Here is a 21,307-nt window from a genome sequence, read left to right as displayed (position 1 = left end):
GGGGAGGCGGGGGAGCGTAGGGTGACGTGCCGTGAAGCTTGCGAGTCAGGTGCGTGGACTCCCGTATCGCGTTTACGAGGCCAGACTGGCCAAGCAGCTGGCGGGTAAGCAGCATCCGCGCCATGTGGCGGTGATGTGTGACGGCAATCGGCGGTGGGCGCGGGAGAACGGCTTCACCGACGTCAGTCACGGGCATCGGGTGGGCGCGCTCAAGATCGCCGAGCTGGTCGGCTGGTGCGGTGAGGCCGGGATCGAGATGGTCACCGTCTACCTGCTCTCCACCGAGAACCTGGGCCGCGACCCCGAGGAGCTGGAGACGCTCTTCGAGGTGATCACCGACGTGGTCGAGGAACTCTCTGCGCCGGAACAGAATTCGAGCGTCCGCATCGTCGGCGCGCTGGACCAGTTGCCCGACGTCGTGGCCAAGCGATTGCGGCACGCCGCCGAGGGCACCCTGGGCCGGGACGGCGTGCACGTGAACGTGGCCATCGGCTACGGCGGCCGGCAGGAGATCACCGACGCGGTGCGCTCACTGGTGCGCCAGGAGATGGAGGGCGGGGAGACCGGGGAGGATCTGGTCCAGGCCATCACGGTGGACGCGATCGGCCAGCACCTGTACACCTCCGGGCAGCCGGATCCGGATCTGGTCATCCGCACCTCCGGTGAGCAGCGCCTTTCCGGATTCCTGCTGTGGCAGAGCGCCTACTCCGAGATCTGGTTCACCGAGGCCTACTGGCCCGAATTCCGCCGCGTGGATTTCCTGCGCGCGCTGCGCGATTTCGCCGCCAGGCACCGCCGCTTCGGCGTCTGAGCACGCACCCGAGGCCCGAATTCCGCGCCGTGACCCCGGCCGCGACCGCGACACGGCCAGTCAACGGTTGTATTGCAGTGCAATGGCTTCCGTGGTTCGCGGGCGCTTCGCTGCGTACCGTCGGATCGCATGAGCGAACTGGTCGAGGGGCAGGGTGGCGCCGCGGCGTACCTGAGTTATGAGGAGTTCGGGCGGCGATTCCTGGAATACGCGGCGTCGCCCGAGCGGATCGCCGGCGCTTTCGAGAAGCTGACCGGCGAGCAGTTCGAGTTCGGCCCCATCGGCGCGGGCCCGGGCCGCATCGCGAAACTCTCGGCCAGCGTGCGCCTGGGCCAGCCCCGCCTGAATCGGGAAGTGCTGGACAACATTTCGTTCGATCTGGTGATCCCGCTGGACGTGGACCTGCTCATCGACCTCGCGGTGGACCGCTACCCCTTCCGCGTCGACGGCACCATTCACCTGCGCCTGACCGTGCGCACCGCCGAACCGCTGCGGGTGCTCATCGAGATCGCCGAGCCCCAGCCCAGCAACGTGCGCATCAACGTGGCCAGCGCGTCCCGGCGCGGCGAGGTGCTGCGCATCGTGGCCAGCGTCGACCACGAGATCCGCCGCTTCGTCGCGCGCTACATCGCCGAGGAGATCCACAAGCCGAACATCCAGGCGGCCACGAACATCGACGTGGGCGCGCGCCTGGACGCAGCCTGGAGTCTCTGACTCCCGCGCGCCGGAGTTCCCGGCTCCCTACAACTTGCGCAGGCGCAGCCGGTTGATGGTGTGGTCGGAGTCCTTGCGCAGCACCAGCGTCGCGCGCGGGCGGGTCGGCAGGATGTTGTCCACCAGGTTCGGCCGGTTGGTGTTGTTCCAGATCTCCTTGGCCGCGCTGGTGGCCTCGGCGTCGTTGAACCGCGCGTAGTGGTGGAAGTGCGAATTAGGGTCGGCGAAGGCGGTTTTGCGCAGCGCCAGGAACCGCTGCACGTACCAGGTCTCGATGTCCTCGATGCGCGCGTCCACGTAGATGGAGAAGTCGAACAGGTCCGAGACCATCAGTCGCGGACCGGTCTGCAGCACGTTCAGGCCCTCGACGATCAGGATGTCGGGCTGGCGCACGCAGTGGAACTGGTCCGGCACGATGTCGTACGCGATGTGCGAGTACACCGGCGCGCACACCTCGGTCGCACCGGATTTCACCTCGGTGACGAAGCGCAGCAGCTTGCGCCGGTCGTACGACTCCGGGAACCCCTTGCGGTGCATGATGCCGCGCCGGGTGAGTTCGGCCGTGGGATACAGGAATCCGTCGGTGGTGACCAGATCCACCCGCGGGTGGTGGTCCCAGCGCGCCAGCAGCGCCTGCAGCACGCGCGCGGTGGTGGACTTGCCCACCGCCACCGATCCGGCCACGCCGATCACGTACGGCACCTGGCGGTCGGGATGGGTTTCCCCGAGGAAGGTCGCGGTCGCGGCGAAGAGCCGCTGTTTGGCCGCCACCTGCAGGTGAATGAGCCGGGCCAGCGGCAGGTAGACCTCCGCGACCTCTTCCAGGTCGATCTGCTCGCCCAGACCGCGCAGACCGGTCAGCTCTTCCTCGGTGAGTACGAGCGGAGTCGACTTGCGCAGTGTGCGCCACTGCTTACGGTCGAATTCCACATACGGACTCGGCTCGCTCATTCGCGCCATCTATCCACGTCCCCGTGTCGGCCGACAACGGTCACCGCGGGTCCGTGCCCGGGCCCGTGTCGGTTGGGTTTCCACCTGTACTGACCCCGGACTCCTCAGAGGCGGATACGTCGACACTCCACGCATAGGCGAATTGTGCTCGGCTCCTACAACCCGGTGAACACCAGGTGTTGCTACCGGTGAGTAACCAGCGTGACATGCGCCACCTTGCCGACTCCCGCCATAATGGTTCGCGGCCCGTCTCGTTCTGGACTGACGTAGCGGGGGAGCGAAGCGGAGGAGCGGAGGAGGGAAGAACGAGACCTCCAGGGCCGCGAACCCGCCCGGAGCGAAGCAGAGGGCAAATTGAACAGAGCAGCGCATCCCCTCGTGACCGAATACCTGCGACTGGGCCTGGCCTTCGATCGCTTGGAGGAGGGCTTCGTCGACGCCTTCACCGGCGATCCGGCCCTGCGCCGGGCGAGTGAGAACGCGCCCGCCCCGCAGCCGCGCGAGCTCGCGCACCGGGCCGCGACCCTGCTGAAAGAACTGCCCGGCGCCGGGCTGTCCGCCGAGCGCACCGAATTCCTCGAGGTTCATCTGCGCGCGCTCGAATGCTCGGCCCGCAAGTTCGCCGGGGACGACATCACCTTCATCGACGAAGTACGCGCCTATTTCGACGTGGAGATCGCGCCCGGCTCGGAGGACGACTACCGCGAGGCGCATCGGCAGCTCGACGAGGTACTACCCGGCGACGGCCCGCTGCTCGATCGCGTCACCGCCCACCGCCGCGCCGACACGATCCCGCCCGAGCGCCTGCGCGAATGCGTGGACGCCTTCTCCGGCGCGCTGCGCGAATTGGTCCGCGAACGCTATCCGCTGCCGGACAACGAGCGCGTGGAATACGAAGTGGTGGGCGACAAGCCGTGGTCCGGCTTCAACTACTACCTGGGCGACTACCAATCGCGGGTCGCCATCAATTCCGATCTCGAGCAGCACATGTCCCAGCTCGGGCATTTGATCGCGCACGAGTCGTACCCGGGCCATCACACCGAGCACTGCCGCAAGGAAGCCGGACTGGTCGCCGCCGGGCAGGACGAGCAGACGCTGTTCGTGGTCAACACCCCGCAGTGCCTGATGGCCGAGGGCCTCGCGGATCTGGCGCTGAAGTCGATCGTCGGCCCGGGCTGGGGCCGCTGGGCGCAGGAGATCTACGCCGATCTCGGACTGCGCTTCGATGGCGAACGCGCCGAACGGGTTTCGACGGCCTCGGCCAAGCTGCTGGGTGTGCGTCAGGATGCCGCGCTGCTGCTGCACGATCGCGGGCGCGGGGCCGATGAGGTGGCCGAATTCCTGCAGCGCTGGAGCCTGGTGACGCCGGAGCGGGCGCGGCAGTCGCTGCGGTTCCTGTCCTCGCCGCTGTGGCGGGCCTACATCAGCACGTACGTGGAGGGTTACCGATTGCTCGGTGGCTGGCTGGACGGCGCCGCCGGTGCGGACGATCGATCCGAGCGTTTCCGGCGGCTCCTGGATGAACCCCTCACACCCGGCGCAATTCGTCGAATGTGAGGGAACTCCCCGAATTACCGGTGTATCAGGCGGCGGTGCCCCAGTTGGCACAGGAGGCGCCACCGCTGGAGGCGGTGCACAGGGTGCGGAGCAGGGTGAGCAGAACGTCCTGGAAACCGCCGCCGGCAATGTTGTACAGCATATCTTTTACCTCGAAAGCTAGATCTGGGCCGATGCCACTGGCCGGGAAAGCCAGCGCGCGAAACTTTACCGATCTTCGGTGCTTCGCCATAGCCTGAATTTCGCGCGCTGTCCATGCCTACGCCGTTACGGGCGCGTCTCGTCTGCGTGGACATGGTCCGCGCCCCTACTTTCCGGGGCAAAGGTTCTTCGGTGTGTCGGCGGTGTTTCGCCCTGTCGCGCGGGTGGCGCGCCGGTCCGGCGGGCGCGTGATCCGGCATGCGGGCCGCCGGATAGGATGGGCGCTACCGCGACTGGCGCACTCGAGGTGGAAGCAACCACCGGGAAGCACCGAAGTCCCGCACCGCGCGCCTGGGTGCAGGGCGAACAGGACCCCTGGCACCCCCGGGGATCCCGGAGCACGGAGGTTGCGATGGATCGGCATTCGCTCGGCGACACTCAGAACCCGCTGGCAAACGGCGCGGCACCGGCAAATACACTCGGCGGCGTGACGCAGACGACCTCCTCAGTCAATTCCCAGTCCCTCGGTGAACTAGACCCCGAGGTCGCCGAGGCCATGGCCGGTGAGCTGGCCCGCCAGCGCGACACCCTCGAGATGATCGCCTCGGAGAACTTCGTGCCGCGCGCGGTGCTGCAGGCGCAGGGCAGCGTGCTCACCAACAAGTACGCCGAGGGCTACCCGGGCCGCCGCTACTACGGCGGCTGCGAGAACGTCGATGTGGTCGAGGATCTGGCGCGCGCCCGCGTCACCGAACTCTTCGGCGCCGAATACGCCAACGTCCAGCCGCATTCGGGCGCGCAGGCCAACGCCGCGGTCCTCATGGCGCTGATGAATCCGGGCGAGCGCCTGCTCGGCCTGAACCTCGCGCACGGCGGCCACCTCACCCACGGCATGCGCCTGAACTTCTCCGGCAAGCTGTACGAGGTCAGCGCCTACGGCGTGCGCGAGGACGATCACCGCGTCGACATGGACGAGGTCCGCAAGCTCGCGATCGAGTCCAAGCCGCAGGTGATCGTCGCCGGCTGGTCCGCCTACCCGCGGCACCTGGACTTCGCGGCCTTCCGCGAGATCGCCGACGAGGTCGGCGCGAAGCTGTGGGTCGACATGGCGCACTTCGCCGGTCTGGTCGCGGCCGGGCTGCACCCCTCGCCCGTCCCGTACGCCGATGTCGTCTCCTCCACCGTGCACAAGACCCTCGGCGGTCCGCGCTCGGGCGTGATCCTGGCCAAGCAGGAGTACGCCAAGAAGCTCAACAGCGCGGTCTTCCCGGGCCAGCAGGGCGGCCCGCTCATGCACGCCATCGCCGCCAAGGCCGTGGCCTTCAAGATCGCCGCGGGCGCCGAGTTCGCCGAGCGCCAGGCCCGCACGCTGTCCGGCGCCAAGATCCTGGCCGAGCGCCTGAACGCCGAGGACACCAAGGCCAAGGGCATCACCGTGCTCACCGGCGGCACCGATGTGCACCTGGTGCTCGTCGATCTGCGCAACTCGCAGCTGGACGGCCAGCAGGGCGAGGATCTGCTGCATGAGATCGGAATCACCGTGAACCGCAACGCGGTTCCGTTCGACCCGCGCCCGCCGATGGTCACCTCCGGCCTGCGGATCGGCACCCCGGCGCTGGCCAGCCGCGGTTTCGGCGACACCGAGTTCGCCGAGGTCGCCGAGATCATCGCCGCCGCGCTGACCGGGTCCGCGGATCTGGATTCGCTGCGCCAGCGGGTGTCCAAGCTGGCCCAGGCCTTCCCGCTGTACGAGGGCCTCGAGGAGTGGCGCCTGCTCGGCTGAGTGCCGGAGCAGCATTTCGGCCGAGAGCCGGAGCAGCACTGACGAATACGGCCCGCCGCGATCGAATGATCGCGGCGGGCCGGTTCTTTCGAGTGCTGTGTGCCCGGTTCAGAACAGGCGCAGCCGCCGCGGCCCGCCGGTGAGCGCGGGCGCGTCGGCCTTCACGGTCGCGATCAGCTCGCCGGGATTCGGGTTCACCCAATGTCTTTCGGCGGAGTCGCCGGGCTTCGCCCCGGGGGTGCGCAGCACCACGGTCGGCACGGTCTCGTTGCCGTCGGCCACCGAGCGCACGAACGCGGCGGCGTCGGGGTCCTCCCAGATGTTCACCTCGCGGTGCACGATGCCGCGCAGGTTGAGGGCCGTGCGCAGGCGCGCGCAGAAGGGGCAGCCGGGACGCCGGTAGACGACGAGCTCCGGGATGGCGTCAGCGGTCATGCCCCGAGTGTAGGTTCGTCGCGCCGGGCCCGTCCGCCCCGCGAATCACGGGAGTCGTGCCCGCGGCGGGGCTCAGGAATTCTTGGCCAGGTAGTCCACGTACATCGGGCGCAGCACCTCGCCGATCTCGCCCTCACCCGCGTGCGCGTAATCGTCCAGCATCGGCAGCACGTACTTGATGTCGGCTTCGCTCTCGCCCAGATCGCCCGCGGCGGCCGCGGCGGCCGGAATGGACTTGAGCAGATCCCACAGGAACTTCACGTCACCGTGGCGAACGGCCAGCTTCACGGCCCGGTCGTGCAATTCCTTGGTGGACAGCGTCTCGAGATCGCGAGTATCGGCCATGCCATCGACTGTAATGGACCCATGGCAGCGCAACCGAGGTACCGGGTCAAGCGTGTGTACGACGCTCCCGAGGCGGGCGACGGCCGCCGGGTGCTGGTGGACCGGCTCTGGCCGCGCGGGGTCAGCAAACAGCAGGCATCCATCGACGAGTGGGCCAAGGACGTGACGCCGTCGAACGAGTTGCGGCGGTGGTACCACGCGGATCCGGACACGCGCAGAGCCGAATTCGAAAATAGGTACCGCGCGGAACTTTCCGGCGCCGCGCCGCGAGAGGCGCTGGCGCGCCTGCGCGCCGAGGCCGCGAAGGAACCACTCACGCTGGTGACAGCGGTGAAGGATCCGGCGCACAGTCACGTTCCGGTTCTCCTCGGCGAGTTGGGCGAAACGCCGAAGTAGGACACGCAGTTAATCCGATCTTCACTAACACGCCTGCAACTCGAGCAGCCGGAAACCGATTTCGGCGGTAGCGTCGGGGGTGCGGGCCGCGTAGGTGTGGCGCGTACGGGAGGTCCTGATCGTGTCTGAGCTACTCAGTGCGAGGGGGCCGGCACTCGGCCCTCGGGTCCTACGACCCTAACGGCCGACCGGCCCAGCGAGAACGCTCGCGCGGTGTCGCGCGGGTGGCAAAGGAGCCCACCGTGACTGATGCACGCTCCGTCAACACTTCCGCCGAGGGTGCGCGCACCACCGGGCAGGGAGTTCGCGCCTCGCAGTCGTCCGAATCAGGACTGAAAACCTTTGTCGTGGATACATCGGTGCTGCTTTCGGACCCCTGGGCGCTGACCCGCTTCGGCGAGCACCACGTGGTGCTGCCGCTCGTGGTGATCAGCGAACTCGAGGGCAAACGGCACCACCACGAACTGGGGTGGTTCGCTCGCGAGGCTTTGCGCATGCTGGACGATCTGCGTCTGGCACACGGTCGGCTCGATCAGCGGATCCCGGTCGGATCCGCGGGCGGCACGCTCCAGGTGGAGCTGAACCATACCGACCCCAGTGTGCTGCCGGTGGGCTTCAGAACCGACAGCAACGACTCTCGAATCCTCGCCTGCGCACTCAATTTCGCGGCCGAGGGGCAGAAGGTCGTCTTGGTCTCGAAGGACATCCCGTTGCGCGTCAAGGCGAGCGCTGTCGGGTTGCAGGCCGACGAGTACCACGCCCAGGACGTGGTCACCTCCGGGTGGACCGGCATGGTGGAACTCGAGGTCGGGTCGGCGACGGTCGACAAGATCTACGCCGATTCCGTCATCGACCTGGACGAGGCCCGGGACATCCCGTGCCACACCGGTATTCGGCTCCTCAGCGCACGCGGTAGCGCCCTGGCCCGGGTGACCCCGGACAAGCGGGTGCAACTGGTGCGCGGCGACCGGGAGGCCTTCGGGCTGCACGGGCGCTCGGCCGAACAGCGCATCGCGCTGGATCTGCTGCTGGACGAGAGCATCGGCATCGTGTCGATGGGCGGCCGGGCGGGCACCGGTAAGTCCGCGCTCGCGCTGACCGCGGGCCTGGAAGCGGTGCTGGAGAGGCGAACCCATCGCAAGGTGGTGGTGTTCCGGCCGCTGTACGCGGTCGGCGGACAGGATCTGGGCTACCTACCCGGTAGCGAGAGCGAGAAGATGGGGCCCTGGGCGCAGGCCGTCTTCGACACCCTGGAAGGGCTGGCCAGCCCCGAGGTCATGGAGGAGGTCCAGGCGCGCGGCATGCTGGAAGTGCTGCCGCTCACCCACATTCGCGGCCGCTCGCTGCACGACTCCTTCGTGATCGTGGACGAGGCGCAATCGCTCGAACGCAACGTGCTGCTCACCGTGCTGAGCCGGTTGGGCAGCGGGTCGCGGGTGGTGCTCACCCACGACGTCGCCCAGCGCGACAATCTGCGCGTGGGCAGGCACGACGGCGTGGCCGCGGTGATCGAGAAGCTGAAGGGCCATCCGCTCTTCGCGCACATCACCCTGACCCGCAGCGAGCGTTCGCCGATCGCGGCGCTGGTCACCGAGATGCTGGAGGAGTTCGGGCCGAACGCGTGACGCGCGCCAGGCGATAGGTGATTTCTTGCCCGGTCGGGCGGCGTACTCCGGTACGCCACCCGGCCGGGCAAATTCGTAGTATGTGTTTCGATTCACAGTCCGCAGGGTATGTTTCACTGAAATGCCAGCTCGGCTGTTGATTCGGCGCGGAGTGGTGGTGTGCTGAACGGTTGCCGGGTCTCGTCCTGAAATACCGAGAGGATGGATATGCACCACTTCGCTCGACGTTCGGCCGGCATCGTGGCGGCGGCCGCGCTCATCACGGTCATGGTCGCGGGCTGCTCGAAGGACAAAGAGGACAAGGACTTCAAGTCCGACGGCGCGACCTCCACCAGCGTCATGGCCCCGGCGCCGGCCACCACGGAGGAACACGACGACGATCACTCCGGCACCTCGGCGCCGGAAACGACCACCGCCGCGCCGGAGACCAGCGCCACCGGCGGCGCCATGGAAACCAAGATCGCCACCCGCAACGGCGGCGAAATCGCGGTCGCCGGAGCGTTTCTCGCCAAGTACACCGAACTCGGCGGCGCGACCGGCCCGCTCGGCGAGCCCCGCGGCCCCGAACGCGAGGCGCCCGGCGGCGGCAAGATGCAGGAATTCGAGGGCGGGGCCATCTATTCCAGCCCGGAGACCGGAACCCACGTGGTGTGGGGCGAGATTCGCAAGGCGTGGGACGGGCAAGGCGGGCCCGGTGGCGAACTCGGCTACCCGACGAGCGACGAGACCACCGTTCCGGGCGGCAAGCAGAGCGAGTTCGAGGACGGCAGCATCAGCTGGGTGGACGGCAACATCACCATTACCGAGAAATAGCGGGAACGGGTCCGGGACCGCGCGTCCCGGACCCGAATCGTCGCGCCCGGGTGCCGCCCGGTCCGGCCGGCGAGCGTCATCGGCCCGGGTCGAGAGCCTCGCAGCCCGGGTGTGGCGTGGGCGACCGCGCCGCCCGCGCGGCTATAGCCGTTCGACATGCCGGTCCATAGCCGTTGCGAATGCGGGGGGAAGATGCCCGCGTTCGCGGCGCAGCCGCTAGGTTGTGCTCGTGCAGAACGAATTCCTCGACCGCGAACTGCTGGAATCGCTGGCCCCGGAGGTGGAAGCCAACCTCGTGCGCCACGTGGCCGTCGCGGCGGAATGGCAGCCCCACGACTACGTGCCGTGGGACGACGGCCGCAACTTCGAGTTCCTCGGCGGAACCGATTGGGAGCCCGCGCAATCCGAGCTCAGTGACGTCTCGAAGCTGGCCCTGACCGTGGCCGTGCTGGTCGCCGACAATCTGCCCGCGTACCACCGCGAACTGGCGAAGTACCTGCGTACCGGCCCGTGGTGGCGCTGGGTGGGGCGCTGGACCGCCGAGGAGAACCGGCACGAGATCATGATCCGGAACTACCTCATGGTCACCCGTGCGGTGGATCCGATCGCCCTCGAGCGGGTGCGCATGGAGCACATGACCCTCGGCTTCTCGCGGCCCGGCATGCACCTGATCGACGTGCTCGCCGCCTCCGCGTTCGAAGAGGCCGCGGCCGCCGTGCGGCACCGCAACACCGCCGCGCTGTCGGAGGACCCGATCGTGGTCACCATCGCCGAGCGCCTGGCCGCCGACGACGAACTGCACGCGATCTTCTTCGCCAACCTGGTCTCGGCCGCCCTGGACCAGGCGCCCGATCAGGCCGTGCGCGCCATCGCCGACCGCGTCGCGGACTTCCGCGTGCCGGTGGTGAACCTGCCCGACGGAACCAACAGCGACGATCTGCTGGCCGCGGCGGGCATCTACGACCCGGCCCGCCAGAACGAACTGGTCTTCACCCCGCTGCTCGAGCGCTGGAACATCTTCGGCCGCACCGATTTCAGCGAGAAGGGCGAGAAGGCCCGCGCGGAGCTGGACCACCTGCGCCCCTGACGCACCCCACTCGACCCGCCCCCGGCAGCTCCAGCGCCGCGGGCGGGTCGTCGCATTTCCGGGGCCGGTGACCGCGTCCCCGCGGTCGGCTCGCCGATCATGGGTGACGTTCGGTGCGCAGCCGGAATCCGTTCCCGGCTCGGACCTTCCCCCGGCGTGTGCCACGGTCGGCGAGCAATTCGCAATCCGCGCCGACCGGATCGATGTCGGTGCCCACTGCCCCGGGTGTCCGGCGGCGGGGTGCTTTCGCCGGGGACCGGTCAGCGGCTGACGACTGCGCGGACCAGGCCCGTGACCGTGCCGCGCAGCAGGTTCTCCCAGGAGAAGTGGTCGTGCCACAGCACGATCCGGCCGTCGACGAGTTCGAAGGTGCCGCACACCCAGAACCCGATCTCGACCGGGCCGAACCGGAGGTAGTCGGTGCGCTCGGTGAGGACCAGGTTCGGGCCGTCCGCGGCGATGTTGTGCACGTCGACCCGAAAGCCGTAGCGGGGGTTGGCCAGTCGGTCGAAGACCCAGCGCACGCGGTCGATGCCGCGCACATCCGGTAGGGAGGTGTTCTTCCAGACGATGGCGGGGTCGACGAGTTCGAGCGCCTCGCCGATCGCCTTCACCTCCAGCGCGGCGAAGAACTCCCGCACCGTGGTGACCGCTTCCTGCTGCAATTCCGGTATGTCGGACATGCATCGAGCCTAAGCGGATTTCCCCTGCGCGCCCAGCGATTGCGCCGCACCGTTTCGACTTCGCACCCCCCTTCGCGCCGGATTCCGCCCTCTCAGCCCGCCGCGGCGATGTAGGCGGCGAGGCCGTCGAGGATGCGGTCGATGCCGAAGTGCAGGGCGTTGTTCCGGGCGGACCGCGATTCGGGGCCGGCCTGCCCGGACTGTTCGGCGAAGGCCGCGAGGGCGTGCGGGAAGCGGTCGGCGTTGGCGGCCAGGACGGGGCCGATCTCGCGGGCCAGCTCGGCTTCGGCGTTGTCGTCCGGACCGCCGGCGCCGACCTGCTGGATCAGGCTGCGCACGTGGCCGAGCAACAGCACGACGCTGTCGAGGCGCTCGGGGCCGGTGAGCGTGGTGTCCGCCAGCGCGGTGAGAGCCGTTTCCAGCCAGCTCAATTCGTTGGGACCCATGGGGCGCACGCCGGGGGTGAGCTCCAGGGCCCAGGGGTGGGCGCGATAGCGCTCGAAGGCCGTCTCCGCCCACGAGGTCAGGTAGGCGCGCCACGGCTCCGGGGACGCCGCGTCCACGATCACCGGTTCCGGGGCGGGCCCGAACGCGGTGTCCAGCATCAGCGCGGTGAGCTCGCTCTTGCCGGGCACGTACCGGTACAGCGCCATCTTCGCGCAGCCGAGGCGCTCGGCCAGCCGGGCCATGGCCAGGCTGGCCAGTCCCTCGGTGTCGGCCAGCGCGATCGCCTCGGCCACGATCCGCTCGAGCGTGAGCGAGGGCTTGGGTCCGCGCCGCGGCGGCTGCGGCAGGCCCCAGAGCAGTTCGACGGTGGTCGGTCCGGCCATGGTCGGCGTCCTTCCGGATTCGGCGCTTGACGGTTATCTGCGTCCAGCATACGCTGATTATGAAATAGCGTCCTACGGACACAGTTATCGAGAGGTTCCCGATCATGCGCAACACCACCGTTCTCATCTCCGGCGCGAGCGTCGCGGGCCCGGCCCTGGCCTACTGGCTGCACCGCTACGGCTTCGACGTCACCGTCGTGGAACAGGCCCCCGCCCCGCGCGCCGGCGGCCAGGCCATCGACTTCACCGGGTACACGCACATGGCCGTGCTCGAGCGCATGGGCATCCTGGACGACCTGCGCGCCCGGCAGACCGGCAAGACCGACATGGTGATCGTCGACGCCGACGGTGTGCGGCAGGCCGGCATCTCCGGCGATTTCACCGGCGGCGATCTCGAGATCCTGCGCGGCGATCTCGCCGAGGTCATGTACGAGCGGACCGCGGCGCACTGCCGATACCTGTTCGGCGACACCGTCACCGCGCTGACCGAGACCGCCGACGGCGTGCACGTCGAGTTCGCGCACGCGCCCGCCCGGACCTTCGATCTGGTCTTCGGCTGCGACGGCATCCATTCGCGGGTCCGCGCGCTCGCGTTCGGTCCCGAAGCCGACTACGTGCGGCACCGCGGCTACTACTACTGCATCGCCGGCGCCTCGCACTGGGAGAGCGCCGAGGCGGGTAACCGCGAGCGCGCGATCTCGTACGCGCACAACGCGCCCGGCCGCCTGGCGGTCACCGGCGGGTCCAAGGCCGGGCAGATGTACCTGTTCGCCTCGCCGCGCCTGGACTACGACCGGGCCGACGTGGACGCCCAGCGGCGCATCGTCGCCGAGCAGTTCGCGGGGATGGGCTGGGAGGTGCCGGGCATGCTGGCCGAATTGCCGGGGCTGGACGGCTTCTACCTCGACTCGATCAGCAAGGTGAGCATGAAGAGTTTCGTCCGGGGCCGGGTCGCGCTGCTCGGCGACGCCGGCTACGGAAACACCCTGGCGGGCTTCGGAACCGGGCTCGCGGTGGTCGGCGCGTACGTGCTGGCCGGGGAGCTGGCCGTCGCGGGCGGGGACCATACCGTGGCCTTCGCGCGGTACCAGGAGATGATGACGCGCTACCGCAGGATGTCCGACGGCGCGCATCCGGGCCGCTTCCTGGCGCCGAAGACCGCGCTGGGACTGCGTGTGCGGAATTGGTTCCTGGATTCACGCTGGTTCGGCGTGATGGCCGCGTCGGCCGAGAATTCGAAGAATGACATCGAATTGAAGAATTATGCCGAAATACTGGGTGTTAAGTGATTGTGCGTGCGGGTCACTCGAATGCGGGCGGGGATATGGGGACTTTCGTCCCCATATCCACCGACCGCCGCTGTCAGATGACGATACCGAGCGCGGCCAGAAGTGTGGAGGCGCTGAGGCCGACGAGATTGACAAGTCCTCCGAGTACTGCTTCGAGCATTGTCTCGTCCTTTCCTGGGGGACCCGCACTGTGCGGACACTCAGCTAATCGGCGCCTGTGCGCGATGTGTTTCACCGAATTTCCAGAAAAAGAAAATAGCTCGCTGACCGGCGGAATGTCGGATAGAAGCGGTGTCCGCACGGTGTGGAACGTGCTGGTCAAGCGGAAAAATCGGACATTCTGCCGGTCGCGGACCTTTGTTTCCCGGTCGCCGGATGTGGCGGGCAATTTCGGTGACGCTCAGGAATTGCCCGCTCATGCCCGGGATATAGCTTACTCGTGCTGCTGCTCGACCTTCGCCATGGACAGCACATCCAGCCGCCGGTCGAGTTCCTCGAGGCTGAGTTTGTCGCCGATGAGGCCGCGATCGATGACCGTCTGGCGAATGGTCTTGTGTTCCTTCACCGCCTGTTTCGCCACGGCCGCCGCTTCTTCGTATCCGATGACCGAATTCAGCGGCGTGACGATGGACGGCGAGGATTCCGCCAGCCGGCGCAGGCGCTCGGTTTCGGCGACCAGGCCGACGACGCACCTGTCCGCGAACAGGCGCGAGACATTGGCCAGCAGTCGAATCGACTCGAGCACATTGCGGGCCATCACCGGAATGTAGACGTTCAATTCGAACGCGCCGTTGCCGCCGCCCCAGGCGATCGCGGCGTCATTGCCGATGACCTGCGCGGCCACCTGCGTAACCGCCTCGGGCAGTACCGGATTCACCTTGCCCGGCATGATCGAGGAACCGGGCTGCAGATCGGGCAGCTGCAGTTCGGCGAGACCGGTGAGCGGCCCCGACCCCATCCAGCGAATGTCGTTGGCGATCTTGGTCAGGCTGATGGCGACCGTGCGCAGCGCCCCGGACAACTCGACCAGGCCATCGCGCGCGGCCTGCGCCTCGAAGTGATCGCGCGCCTCGGACAAGGCGTCGAGTCCGGTGGATCGCTTGAGCTCCACCACGACCCGGCCGCCGAAACCGTCCGGCGCGTTGAGGCCGGTGCCGACCGCCGTTCCGCCGATGGCCAATTCGCCCAGCCGCGGCAGCGTGGTCAGCAGGCGCTCGATGCCCGCGCTCATCTGCCGGGTGTAGCCGCTGAACTCCTGGCCGAGGGTGATCGGCACCGCGTCCATCAGGTGCGTGCGCCCGGACTTGACCACCCCGGCCCACTCCACCGACTTGTCCAGCAGCGCGAGCCGCAGATGCTCCAGCGCCGGAACGAGATCCTTGACCACGCCCTCGGTGGCCGCGACATGCGTTGCGGTGGGGAAGGTGTCGTTCGAGGACTGCGACATGTTTACGTCGTCGTTGGGGTGCACGGTGACGCCCTCGCGCGCGGCGATGCTCGCGATCACCTCGTTGGCGTTCATGTTCGAGCTGGTGCCCGAGCCGGTCTGGAAGACGTCGATGGGGAACTGGTCGTCGTGCTTGCCGTCGGCGATCTCGGTGGCGGCCGCGATGATCGCGTCGGCCTTGACCTTGTCCAGCAGTCCGAGGTCCCGGTTCACGGTGGCGCAGGCCGCCTTCAGCAGCCCCAGCGCCCGGATCTGCGCCCGCTCCAACCCGCCCCCGCTGATCGGGAAGTTCTCCACCGCCCGTTGGGTTTGCGCACGCCACAGGGCGTGGACGGGGACGCGAACTTCCCCCATGGTGTCGTGCTCGATCCGGAACTGGGTTTCCTCGGTCATGTTTTCGACCATAGGCCCGGACCGTCCGCGAGTGTTGTGCCACGCCTGAGGCAATGAGCACACCGGTCAGCGGAATACGGCCCGGGAACGCGAACGGCGTACCGGGGCAACCCGGTACGCCGTGGCGGTGGTGCTACCCGCGGATGCGGGGTGGTCCGGGGACCACTCAGGGCATCGGCGGGGCCGCGTGCTCGTCGCCGACGAAGTCGACCGAGGAGTACTCGCGGAGCTTGGTGAGGCGGTGGTAGGCGTCGACCATCCGGACGGTGCCGGACTTGGCGCGCATCACGATCGACTGGGTCGAGGCGCCGCCGCCGAAGTAGCGCACGCCGCGCAGCAGGTCGCCGTCGGTCACGCCGGTCGCGCAGAAGAAGACGTCGTCGCCGGACACCAGGTCCTCGGTCGACAGGATGCGGTCCAGATCGTGGCCCGCGTCGATGGCCTTCTGGCGCTCCTCGTCGTCCTTCGGGGCCAGCTTGCCCTGCAGGGCGCCGCCCATGCAGCGCATGGCCGCCGCGGCGATGATGCCCTCGGGGGTGCCGCCGACGCCGATGAGCATGTCCACGCCGGAGTCCGGGCGGGCGGTGGCGATGGCGCCGGCCACGTCACCGTCGGAGATCAGGCGAATGCGAGCGCCCGCGTCGCGGACCTCCTGGATGTGCTTGGCGTGGCGCGGGCGGTCGAGCACGCACACCGTCAGGTCGGAGATGAAGGACCGCTTGGCCTTCGCGACCCGGCGCAGGTTCTCCGCGATCGAGGCGGACAGGTCGATGACGTCGGCGCCCTCGGGGCCGACGGCGATCTTGTCCATGTAGAACACGGCCGACGGGTCGAACATGGCGCCGCGCTCGGCGACCGCGAGCACCGAGATGGCGCCCGGCAGACCCTTGGACATCAGCGTGGTGCCGTCGATGGGATCGACCGCGAAGTCCAGATCGGCGCCTTCGCCGTTGCCGACGTTCTCGCCGTTGTAGAGCATGGGCGCTTCGTCCTTCTCGCCCTCGCCGATCACCACGATGCCCTTCATGGACACCGTCGACACCAGCTGCCGCATGGCGTCGACGGCGGCGCCGTCGCCGCCCTCCTTGTCACCGCGGCCGACCCAGCGACCCGCGGCCAGCGCTCCGGCTTCGGTGACCCGGACCAGCTCGAGTGCGAGGTTGCGGTCGGGGGCCTCGCGGCGGCTCGGTGCGGGTGTGGGTGCCGTCATTACGGTGCCTCCTAGGTTCGCCTAACTACTGGGTGAATTGTCTCATTGCGGTTCGTGGCTCTAAACAAGTACTGACGTTTCACTTCCGGGCCGGTCAGGAACGCATACGGAACTCGTGCACGCCGCGTGGACTGTGAGCCGGGTCGCATCCGCCCGCCATGGATACTGGGCCTGTGCCGAACACGAAGCCACGGATTTTCAACGACTGGAAAGACCTGCTCTGGTCGCTGCTGCCCCTGGTGCTGATCTGCCTGGTCATCGCGGGCATCGCGAGCCAGTGCACGTTCACCACGGGCGGGCCCACGCAGGGCCGGATCCCCACGTTCGACGCGCACACCTCGCTGACCGAGGACGCGCGCAACCTCGGCTTTCCCATCCGCGAACCCGCGCTGCCCGCCGACTGGACACCCAACTCCGGCGGCAACGACCCCATCGCCGGGGCGGCCACCAGCACCGTCGGCTTCATCACCCCGCAGGGCAGCTACATGCGCCTGACCCAGTCCGCGGCGACGGAGGAAGCGCTGGCCAAGGACGTGGTGGGTACCCGCTACGCCACCGGCACCGAGCAGGTGGGCAACCGCAAGTGGGTGGTCTACGCCGAGCCGGGCACCGAGCCCGCGTGGATCGCGGACCTGGGCGACGTGCGAATTCTCGTCAAGGGCGCGGGCAATCGGGGCGCGTACATCACCCTCGCGACCGCGGTCGGAGCGGCACAGCCACTGCCCGCGCACTGATCCGCGTCAGCCCTGGTCGGTGCGGTGGGCGAGCGCGTCCTCGACCCGCTTGCGCGCACCGGCCAGATGCTCCTCGCAGCGGTTGGCCAGCGCCTCGCCGCGCTCCCAGAGGTTCAGCGATTCGTCCAGATCCATCCCGCCCTGCTCGAGCATCTTCACCACGTTGACCAGTTCGTCGCGGGCGCGCTCGTAGCCGAAGCCGGCGATCTCGGTGAGGTCGGTGTCGTTCATGAGGCGGTGGAATCCTTTCGGGGACCGAGGGGTTGGGCGGCGAGCGTGGCGGCGGTGAGCGCGCCGTCGGCCACTCGAATCCGGAGCTGGCTCCCGGGCGGCGCGTCGTCGATGGAACGGACCACTTCGCGATCCTTGCCCGTCACCTTCTGCACCACCGCGTAGCCGCGGGCCAGGGTGGCCGCCGGGCCGAGCGCGGAGAGCTTCTCACGCAGGTGCCGGGTGGCGGTGGATTCGGCGGTGAGGGCGTGGTTCACGGCGCGGCGGGCCGCGGTGCGCAGCCGTTCGGCCTCGTCGTACCGCTGATCGAGCAGGCGCAAGGGCTCGGCCAGCACCGGGCGCGAACGCAATTGGGCGATGCCGCGGGCCTCGCGATCGACCCAGCCGCGCAGCGCCGCGTTGGCGCGGGCCTGCAGGTCGCGCAGCAGCGCGGCCTCGGCGGCGGCGTCGGGGACGATGCGCTTGGCGGCGTCCGTCGGCGTGGCGGCGCGCAGGTCGGCCACGTAGTCACTGATCGGATTGTCGGGTTCGTGGCCGATGGCGCTGACGATCGGGGTTTTCGCGGAAACGATTGCGCGGCACAGTGTCTCATCGGAGAAGGCGAGGAGATCCTCCACGCTGCCGCCGCCGCGCGCCAGCACGATCACATCGACCTCCGGATCCGCGTCCAGCGCGGCGAGGGCCTCGAGGATCTGCGGCACCGCGGTCGGGCCCTGCACGGCGGCGTTGCGAATCTCGAAGCGCACCGCGGGCCAGCGCTGGGTCGCGACCGAGACCACGTCCTTCTCCGCGGCGCTGGCACGACCGGTGATGAGCCCGATGCGGTTGGGCAGGAAGGGAATCGGGCGTTTGAGTCGCGGGTCGAACAATCCCTCGGCGGCCAGCAGCCCCTTGAGTCGCTCGATGCGCGCGAGCAGTTCGCCGATGCCGACCGGGCGAATCTCGGTGACGCGCAACGACACCGTGCCGCGACCGGTGAAGAACGAGAGCTTGCCGTAGACCACGACCCGGCTGCCCTCCTGCAGCGGCACCGGTGAATTGCGCAGCAGGTCCGGATCACACGTGACCGAGAGCGACATGTCGGCGGCGGTGTCCCGCAGCACGAGGAAGGCGGTGCGGGTGCCGGGCCGCAGATTGATCTGGGTGATCTGTCCCTCGACCCAGACCGCGCCGAGCCGATCGATCCACTGCGCCACCTTGACGGCGATGGTGCGCACCGGCATCGGATTCTCGGCGGTGCTGCTCGGCTGCCGCGCTGGCTGGTCGGTGGTCACCGTAGTGATTCTGGCAGGAGCCACCGACTCCGTGTGCCACACCCGGCAGACGGCTGTCGCGCCGCACCCGGCGGACGGTGGTCCGCCCGCGGCGAGAGACCGGCCCCGGACAAACGAAATGCGCCGACCGTCCGGGGTACTCACCCGGGCAGTCGGCGCCGCGGAAGCTCGGACTACTTGGCCTGCACCGTGGCGATCCGGTTGGTCAGCATCGTGACGAACGGAGCGCGAGCCTGGGTCTGCTGCTCGTACGCGAGCAGCGCGGTCAGGTCCTCGACGGTGAGCTGACGCAGCCGGGCGCGCAGCTGCGCCAGGGAGATGTTCGCGTAGTCGTACCGGGTGGCGACCTCGGGCTCGACGACGGCGGCGGGCGCCTCGGGCTCGGCGGGAGCGACGGGCTCGGCCGCCACGGCCGCGGCCACCTCGGGCTCGGCCACCGCGACGCCGCCGTTACGGCCGTTGGTGGCGGCCTTGGAAACCGTTGCGGGGGCGGACGATTCGACCGGTCCCGGCGCGGGGGCCGGCTGCTCGGCGACCGCCTCGGCGACCGATTCCGCTTCGGCCACAAACGGTTCCGCGCCCGTCTCGGGGGTGGAATCCACGGGGCTGAACAGATCGAAGCTGCTCTTGCGGGCCGTGCCCGCGTCGGCGCTCGGCGTGTGCCCGAACGGCTCGTCCTCGTCGAAGGTCGCCCATTCGGGCTGTTCCTCCGGCTGGATCAGGCGATCGAAAACGGCGTCGCCCTTGAGCGCGAGACTGGTCACGAACTGCTGGAAATGCATGGTGGTCTGCAGCAGCTGACTGATCGCGGTGATCGGGAAGTTGATGGCGTTGGCGGGTAGCCGCCGAGTTTCCTCGAGGGCATAGACGGCGGCCCCGGCGGCGACCCGGGCCAAGAACGGAGGTCGGAACATGCCCCTAGCCTGCCCGAAACGCCCTGTGATGCAAAGGTTGGAAGTCACATAAAGTGATTCTGACGTCAATTTTTCGCTGTTGTTCACACGGGGTGACCTACCTGCGGCGTCCCCGCGTGTCGCGCCGGTGTGAATCCCGAGCTGGAGCACGGCCCCCGCCGGGTGCCAGTATCCTTGGCGGCATGTCCTCGGCTATCCCTTTGAACGTCGGAATCGTGCGGTCCGCGACGGCTGCGCCCGATGCGCCGAAACGCGTACTGCTCGCCGAACCGCGTGGCTACTGCGCCGGTGTGGACCGGGCGGTGGTCACGGTGGAGAAGGCGCTCGAGAAGCACGGCGCCCCGCTCTACGTGCGCAAGGAGATCGTGCACAACCGCCACGTGGTGGAAACCCTGCGGGACCGCGGGGTGATCTTCGTGGACGAGACCGACGAGGTGCCCACCGGCGCGGTTGTCGTGTTCTCCGCGCACGGCGTCTCCCCGGCGGTGCACCAGTCCGCCGCCGAGCGCGATCTGCACACGATCGACGCCACCTGCCCGCTGGTGACCAAGGTCCATCAGGAAGCCAAGCGCTTCGCGCGCGAGGATTTCGACATTCTGCTCATCGGCCACGAAGGCCACGAGGAGGTCGAGGGCACCGCGGGCGAGGCCCCCGATCACGTGCAACTGGTCGACGGCCCGGACTCGGTGGACCGGGTCACCGTCCGCGACGAGAACAAGGTGATCTGGCTCTCGCAGACCACGCTGTCGGTGGACGAGACCATGGAGACCGTGCACCGGCTGCGCGCGCGCTTCCCGAATCTGCAGGATCCGCCGAGCGACGACATCTGCTACGCCACCTCCAACCGCCAGACCGCGGTCAAGGCCATGGCCCCGGCGTGCGATCTGGTGATCGTGGTCGGTTCGCGCAACTCCTCGAACTCGGTGCGGCTGGTCGAGGTGGCGCTGAACGCGGGCGCCAAGGCCGCGTACCTGGTCGACTACGCCCGCGAGGTCGACACGACCTGGTTCGAGGGCGTGCGGACGGTCGGTGTCACCTCGGGCGCCTCGGTGCCGGAGATTCTGGTCGAGGGCGTGCTGGAACTGCTGGCCGCCAACGGTTACGGCGAGGTGCAGTCGGTGACCACCGCGAACGAGACGCTGGTGTTCTCGCTGCCGCGCGAGCTGCGCCCCGCGCGCGGCTAGGGCGCTCCCGCTCCACGAACGACGAATCCCCGTATCCGCCGCCCTGATTCGCGGCGGGTACGGGGATTCTCGTGTGTTCGGGGTTCGCGGCCGGGCGCGTCGCGCTCCGGCCGCGGGCGGTGCTCAGCGCTCGATGCGGCCGGAATCGCGTTCGCGGTAGCGCACATTCGGGCGCGGGTGCGGGGGCACCTCGCCGCCGGGCTGGCTGCGGCGCCGGCCCTGGGCGCCGGTGCGGTCCGGGGCCGCGGCGCGGTCGCCGGTGGGCGGGATGCGATCGCCGGCGGCCGGGCGCGGCTTGCGCTCCCCGGCCGGTTTGCGGTCGCCCGCGGGCTTGCGATCGGTACCCGCGGCGGGTCGCTTGCGCTCTGTGTTCGACGGTGAACCCCTTCGCCACCGGCACCGCGTCCTCGGCGGCCGATGTGCCCATCGGGGACGGCATCGTGCTGCGGCTGGCCATGCT

General features: G+C 68.9%; 22 protein-coding genes and 1 riboswitch. Of the genes, 11 read left to right on the top strand and 11 right to left on the bottom strand.

Annotated features, from left to right (window positions below):
• The first annotated feature begins 31 nt into the window (after positions 1-31).
• Together ACWDOP_RS31730 and ACWDOP_RS31725 are read left to right on the top strand one after the other, a co-directional pair.
• Positions 32-811, top strand: coding sequence for an isoprenyl transferase (locus ACWDOP_RS31730; RefSeq protein WP_454202696.1), 780 nt, complete (start codon positions 32-34; stop codon positions 809-811).
• A gap of 129 nt (positions 812-940) precedes the next feature.
• Entirely contained in the window at positions 941-1,525 is a 585-nt protein-coding gene (locus ACWDOP_RS31725; RefSeq protein ID WP_354989132.1) for a hypothetical protein, read from the top strand.
• 27 nt (positions 1,526-1,552) lie between these two features.
• On the opposite strand, the gene coaA is transcribed toward ACWDOP_RS31725, so the two are convergent.
• Positions 1,553-2,485, bottom strand: a complete 933-nt coding sequence (gene coaA / locus ACWDOP_RS31720) for a type I pantothenate kinase (RefSeq protein WP_454202698.1) — start codon at positions 2,483-2,485, stop codon at positions 1,553-1,555.
• Positions 2,486-2,854: 369 nt separating this feature from the next.
• Here coaA and ACWDOP_RS31715 point away from each other — a divergent pair, with 369 nt between their 5' ends.
• A complete protein-coding gene (locus ACWDOP_RS31715) occupies positions 2,855-4,033 on the top strand; it encodes a DUF885 domain-containing protein (protein WP_456347997.1) in 1,179 nt (392 codons plus the stop codon).
• 420 nt (positions 4,034-4,453) lie between these two features.
• Positions 4,454-4,538, top strand: a riboswitch (ZMP/ZTP riboswitch).
• A 123-nt stretch (positions 4,539-4,661) separates the two neighbouring features.
• Positions 4,662-5,957: a serine hydroxymethyltransferase gene (gene glyA / locus ACWDOP_RS31710; protein WP_454202700.1), complete on the top strand. Its 1,296-nt coding sequence runs from the start codon at positions 4,662-4,664 to the stop codon at positions 5,955-5,957.
• Positions 5,958-6,065: 108 nt separating this feature from the next.
• Here glyA and ACWDOP_RS31705 read toward each other — a convergent pair whose 3' ends face one another.
• Together ACWDOP_RS31705 and ACWDOP_RS31700 are read right to left on the bottom strand one after the other, a co-directional pair.
• The gene (locus ACWDOP_RS31705) at positions 6,066-6,392 is read right to left on the bottom strand and encodes a glutaredoxin family protein (protein WP_456347996.1); all 327 of its coding nucleotides are present in this window, start codon (positions 6,390-6,392) and stop codon (positions 6,066-6,068) included.
• Positions 6,393-6,464: 72 nt separating this feature from the next.
• On the bottom strand, positions 6,465-6,737 hold the full coding sequence (locus ACWDOP_RS31700; RefSeq protein ID WP_354989137.1) for a hypothetical protein: 273 nt from the start codon (positions 6,735-6,737) through the stop codon (positions 6,465-6,467).
• Between the two features lie 21 nt (positions 6,738-6,758).
• Here ACWDOP_RS31700 and ACWDOP_RS31695 point away from each other — a divergent pair, with 21 nt between their 5' ends.
• The 4 genes from ACWDOP_RS31695 to ACWDOP_RS31680 all read left to right on the top strand — a co-directional run bounded on the left by ACWDOP_RS31695 (position 6,759) and on the right by ACWDOP_RS31680 (position 10,658).
• The gene (locus ACWDOP_RS31695) at positions 6,759-7,133 is read left to right on the top strand and encodes a DUF488 domain-containing protein (protein WP_454202702.1); all 375 of its coding nucleotides are present in this window, start codon (positions 6,759-6,761) and stop codon (positions 7,131-7,133) included.
• A 242-nt stretch (positions 7,134-7,375) separates the two neighbouring features.
• Complete coding sequence (locus ACWDOP_RS31690; protein ID WP_454202703.1) at positions 7,376-8,758, top strand: PhoH family protein; 1,383 nt, start codon at positions 7,376-7,378, stop codon at positions 8,756-8,758.
• Between the two features lie 207 nt (positions 8,759-8,965).
• Complete coding sequence (locus ACWDOP_RS31685) at positions 8,966-9,571, top strand: LGFP repeat-containing protein (RefSeq protein ID WP_456347995.1); 606 nt, start codon at positions 8,966-8,968, stop codon at positions 9,569-9,571.
• Positions 9,572-9,800: 229 nt separating this feature from the next.
• Entirely contained in the window at positions 9,801-10,658 is an 858-nt protein-coding gene (locus ACWDOP_RS31680; RefSeq protein ID WP_456347994.1) for an acyl-ACP desaturase, read from the top strand.
• 260 nt (positions 10,659-10,918) lie between these two features.
• Here the strand turns inward: ACWDOP_RS31680 and ACWDOP_RS31675 are convergent, their stop codons facing one another.
• Both ACWDOP_RS31675 and ACWDOP_RS31670 read right to left on the bottom strand, forming a co-directional pair.
• A complete protein-coding gene (locus tag ACWDOP_RS31675; protein WP_454202706.1) occupies positions 10,919-11,341 on the bottom strand; it encodes a limonene-1,2-epoxide hydrolase family protein in 423 nt (140 codons plus the stop codon).
• A gap of 92 nt (positions 11,342-11,433) precedes the next feature.
• A complete protein-coding gene (locus ACWDOP_RS31670) occupies positions 11,434-12,171 on the bottom strand; it encodes a TetR/AcrR family transcriptional regulator (RefSeq protein WP_456347993.1) in 738 nt (245 codons plus the stop codon).
• 104 nt (positions 12,172-12,275) lie between these two features.
• Here ACWDOP_RS31670 and ACWDOP_RS31665 point away from each other — a divergent pair, with 104 nt between their 5' ends.
• Entirely contained in the window at positions 12,276-13,460 is a 1,185-nt protein-coding gene (locus ACWDOP_RS31665; protein WP_456347992.1) for an FAD-dependent monooxygenase, read from the top strand.
• A 73-nt stretch (positions 13,461-13,533) separates the two neighbouring features.
• Here ACWDOP_RS31665 and ACWDOP_RS31660 read toward each other — a convergent pair whose 3' ends face one another.
• The 3 genes from ACWDOP_RS31660 to glpX form a co-directional block, all read right to left on the bottom strand.
• Positions 13,534-13,782: a hypothetical protein gene (locus tag ACWDOP_RS31660; protein WP_456347991.1), complete on the bottom strand. Its 249-nt coding sequence runs from the start codon at positions 13,780-13,782 to the stop codon at positions 13,534-13,536.
• 111 nt (positions 13,783-13,893) lie between these two features.
• Complete coding sequence (locus tag ACWDOP_RS31655; protein ID WP_456347990.1) at positions 13,894-15,300, bottom strand: class II fumarate hydratase; 1,407 nt, start codon at positions 15,298-15,300, stop codon at positions 13,894-13,896.
• Positions 15,301-15,466: 166 nt separating this feature from the next.
• Positions 15,467-16,510: a class II fructose-bisphosphatase gene (glpX, locus tag ACWDOP_RS31650; protein ID WP_354989148.1), complete on the bottom strand. Its 1,044-nt coding sequence runs from the start codon at positions 16,508-16,510 to the stop codon at positions 15,467-15,469.
• A gap of 173 nt (positions 16,511-16,683) precedes the next feature.
• On the opposite strand from glpX, the gene ACWDOP_RS31645 reads away from it, so the two are divergent.
• Positions 16,684-17,244, top strand: a complete 561-nt coding sequence (locus ACWDOP_RS31645; protein ID WP_454202710.1) for a DUF4245 domain-containing protein — start codon at positions 16,684-16,686, stop codon at positions 17,242-17,244.
• Between the two features lie 6 nt (positions 17,245-17,250).
• Here the strand turns inward: ACWDOP_RS31645 and ACWDOP_RS31640 are convergent, their stop codons facing one another.
• The 3 genes from ACWDOP_RS31640 to ACWDOP_RS31630 all read right to left on the bottom strand — a co-directional run bounded on the left by ACWDOP_RS31640 (position 17,251) and on the right by ACWDOP_RS31630 (position 19,663).
• Entirely contained in the window at positions 17,251-17,475 is a 225-nt protein-coding gene (locus tag ACWDOP_RS31640) for an exodeoxyribonuclease VII small subunit (RefSeq protein ID WP_354989150.1), read from the bottom strand.
• Positions 17,472-18,749, bottom strand: coding sequence for an exodeoxyribonuclease VII large subunit (xseA, locus tag ACWDOP_RS31635; protein ID WP_454202711.1), 1,278 nt, complete (start codon positions 18,747-18,749; stop codon positions 17,472-17,474). The genes ACWDOP_RS31640 and xseA overlap by 4 nt, the downstream gene beginning before the upstream one ends.
• 173 nt (positions 18,750-18,922) lie before the next feature.
• Positions 18,923-19,663, bottom strand: a complete 741-nt coding sequence (locus tag ACWDOP_RS31630) for a lipid droplet-associated protein (RefSeq protein ID WP_456347989.1) — start codon at positions 19,661-19,663, stop codon at positions 18,923-18,925.
• A 182-nt stretch (positions 19,664-19,845) separates the two neighbouring features.
• Here ACWDOP_RS31630 and ACWDOP_RS31625 point away from each other — a divergent pair, with 182 nt between their 5' ends.
• Positions 19,846-20,847 (top strand): 4-hydroxy-3-methylbut-2-enyl diphosphate reductase, encoded by a 1,002-nt coding sequence (locus tag ACWDOP_RS31625; protein WP_454202713.1) that lies wholly within the window; start codon positions 19,846-19,848, stop codon positions 20,845-20,847.
• The last annotated feature ends 460 nt before the right edge of the window (positions 20,848-21,307 follow it).

Source organism: Nocardia sp. NPDC003693, from assembly GCF_053981095.1.
The sequence above is the reverse complement of the archived record's forward strand: the minus strand, read 5'-3'. Positions and strand labels throughout refer to the sequence as shown.

Bases quoted from the DNA above. Each gene is read 5' to 3' on its own strand.
- ACWDOP_RS31725 (WP_354989132.1), top strand. From the start codon at position 941: ATGAGCGAACTGGTCGAGGGGCAGGGTGGCGCCGCGGCGTACCTGAGT.
- ACWDOP_RS31700 (WP_354989137.1), bottom strand. From the start codon at position 6,737: ATGGCCGATACTCGCGATCTCGAGACGCTGTCCACCAAGGAATTGCAC.
- ACWDOP_RS31640 (WP_354989150.1), bottom strand. From the start codon at position 17,475: ATGAACGACACCGACCTCACCGAGATCGCCGGCTTCGGCTACGAGCGC.
- ACWDOP_RS31675 (WP_454202706.1), bottom strand. From the start codon at position 11,341: ATGTCCGACATACCGGAATTGCAGCAGGAAGCGGTCACCACGGTGCGG.
- ACWDOP_RS31655 (WP_456347990.1), bottom strand. From the start codon at position 15,300: ATGACCGAGGAAACCCAGTTCCGGATCGAGCACGACACCATGGGGGAA.
- ACWDOP_RS31625 (WP_454202713.1), top strand. From the start codon at position 19,846: ATGTCCTCGGCTATCCCTTTGAACGTCGGAATCGTGCGGTCCGCGACG.
- ACWDOP_RS31685 (WP_456347995.1), top strand. From the start codon at position 8,966: ATGCACCACTTCGCTCGACGTTCGGCCGGCATCGTGGCGGCGGCCGCG.
- glpX (WP_354989148.1), bottom strand. From the start codon at position 16,510: ATGACGGCACCCACACCCGCACCGAGCCGCCGCGAGGCCCCCGACCGC.
- ACWDOP_RS31695 (WP_454202702.1), top strand. From the start codon at position 6,759: ATGGCAGCGCAACCGAGGTACCGGGTCAAGCGTGTGTACGACGCTCCC.
- coaA (WP_454202698.1), bottom strand. From the start codon at position 2,485: ATGGCGCGAATGAGCGAGCCGAGTCCGTATGTGGAATTCGACCGTAAG.
- ACWDOP_RS31630 (WP_456347989.1), bottom strand. From the start codon at position 19,663: ATGTTCCGACCTCCGTTCTTGGCCCGGGTCGCCGCCGGGGCCGCCGTC.
- ACWDOP_RS31665 (WP_456347992.1), top strand. From the start codon at position 12,276: ATGCGCAACACCACCGTTCTCATCTCCGGCGCGAGCGTCGCGGGCCCG.
- ACWDOP_RS31705 (WP_456347996.1), bottom strand. From the start codon at position 6,392: ATGACCGCTGACGCCATCCCGGAGCTCGTCGTCTACCGGCGTCCCGGC.
- ACWDOP_RS31670 (WP_456347993.1), bottom strand. From the start codon at position 12,171: ATGGCCGGACCGACCACCGTCGAACTGCTCTGGGGCCTGCCGCAGCCG.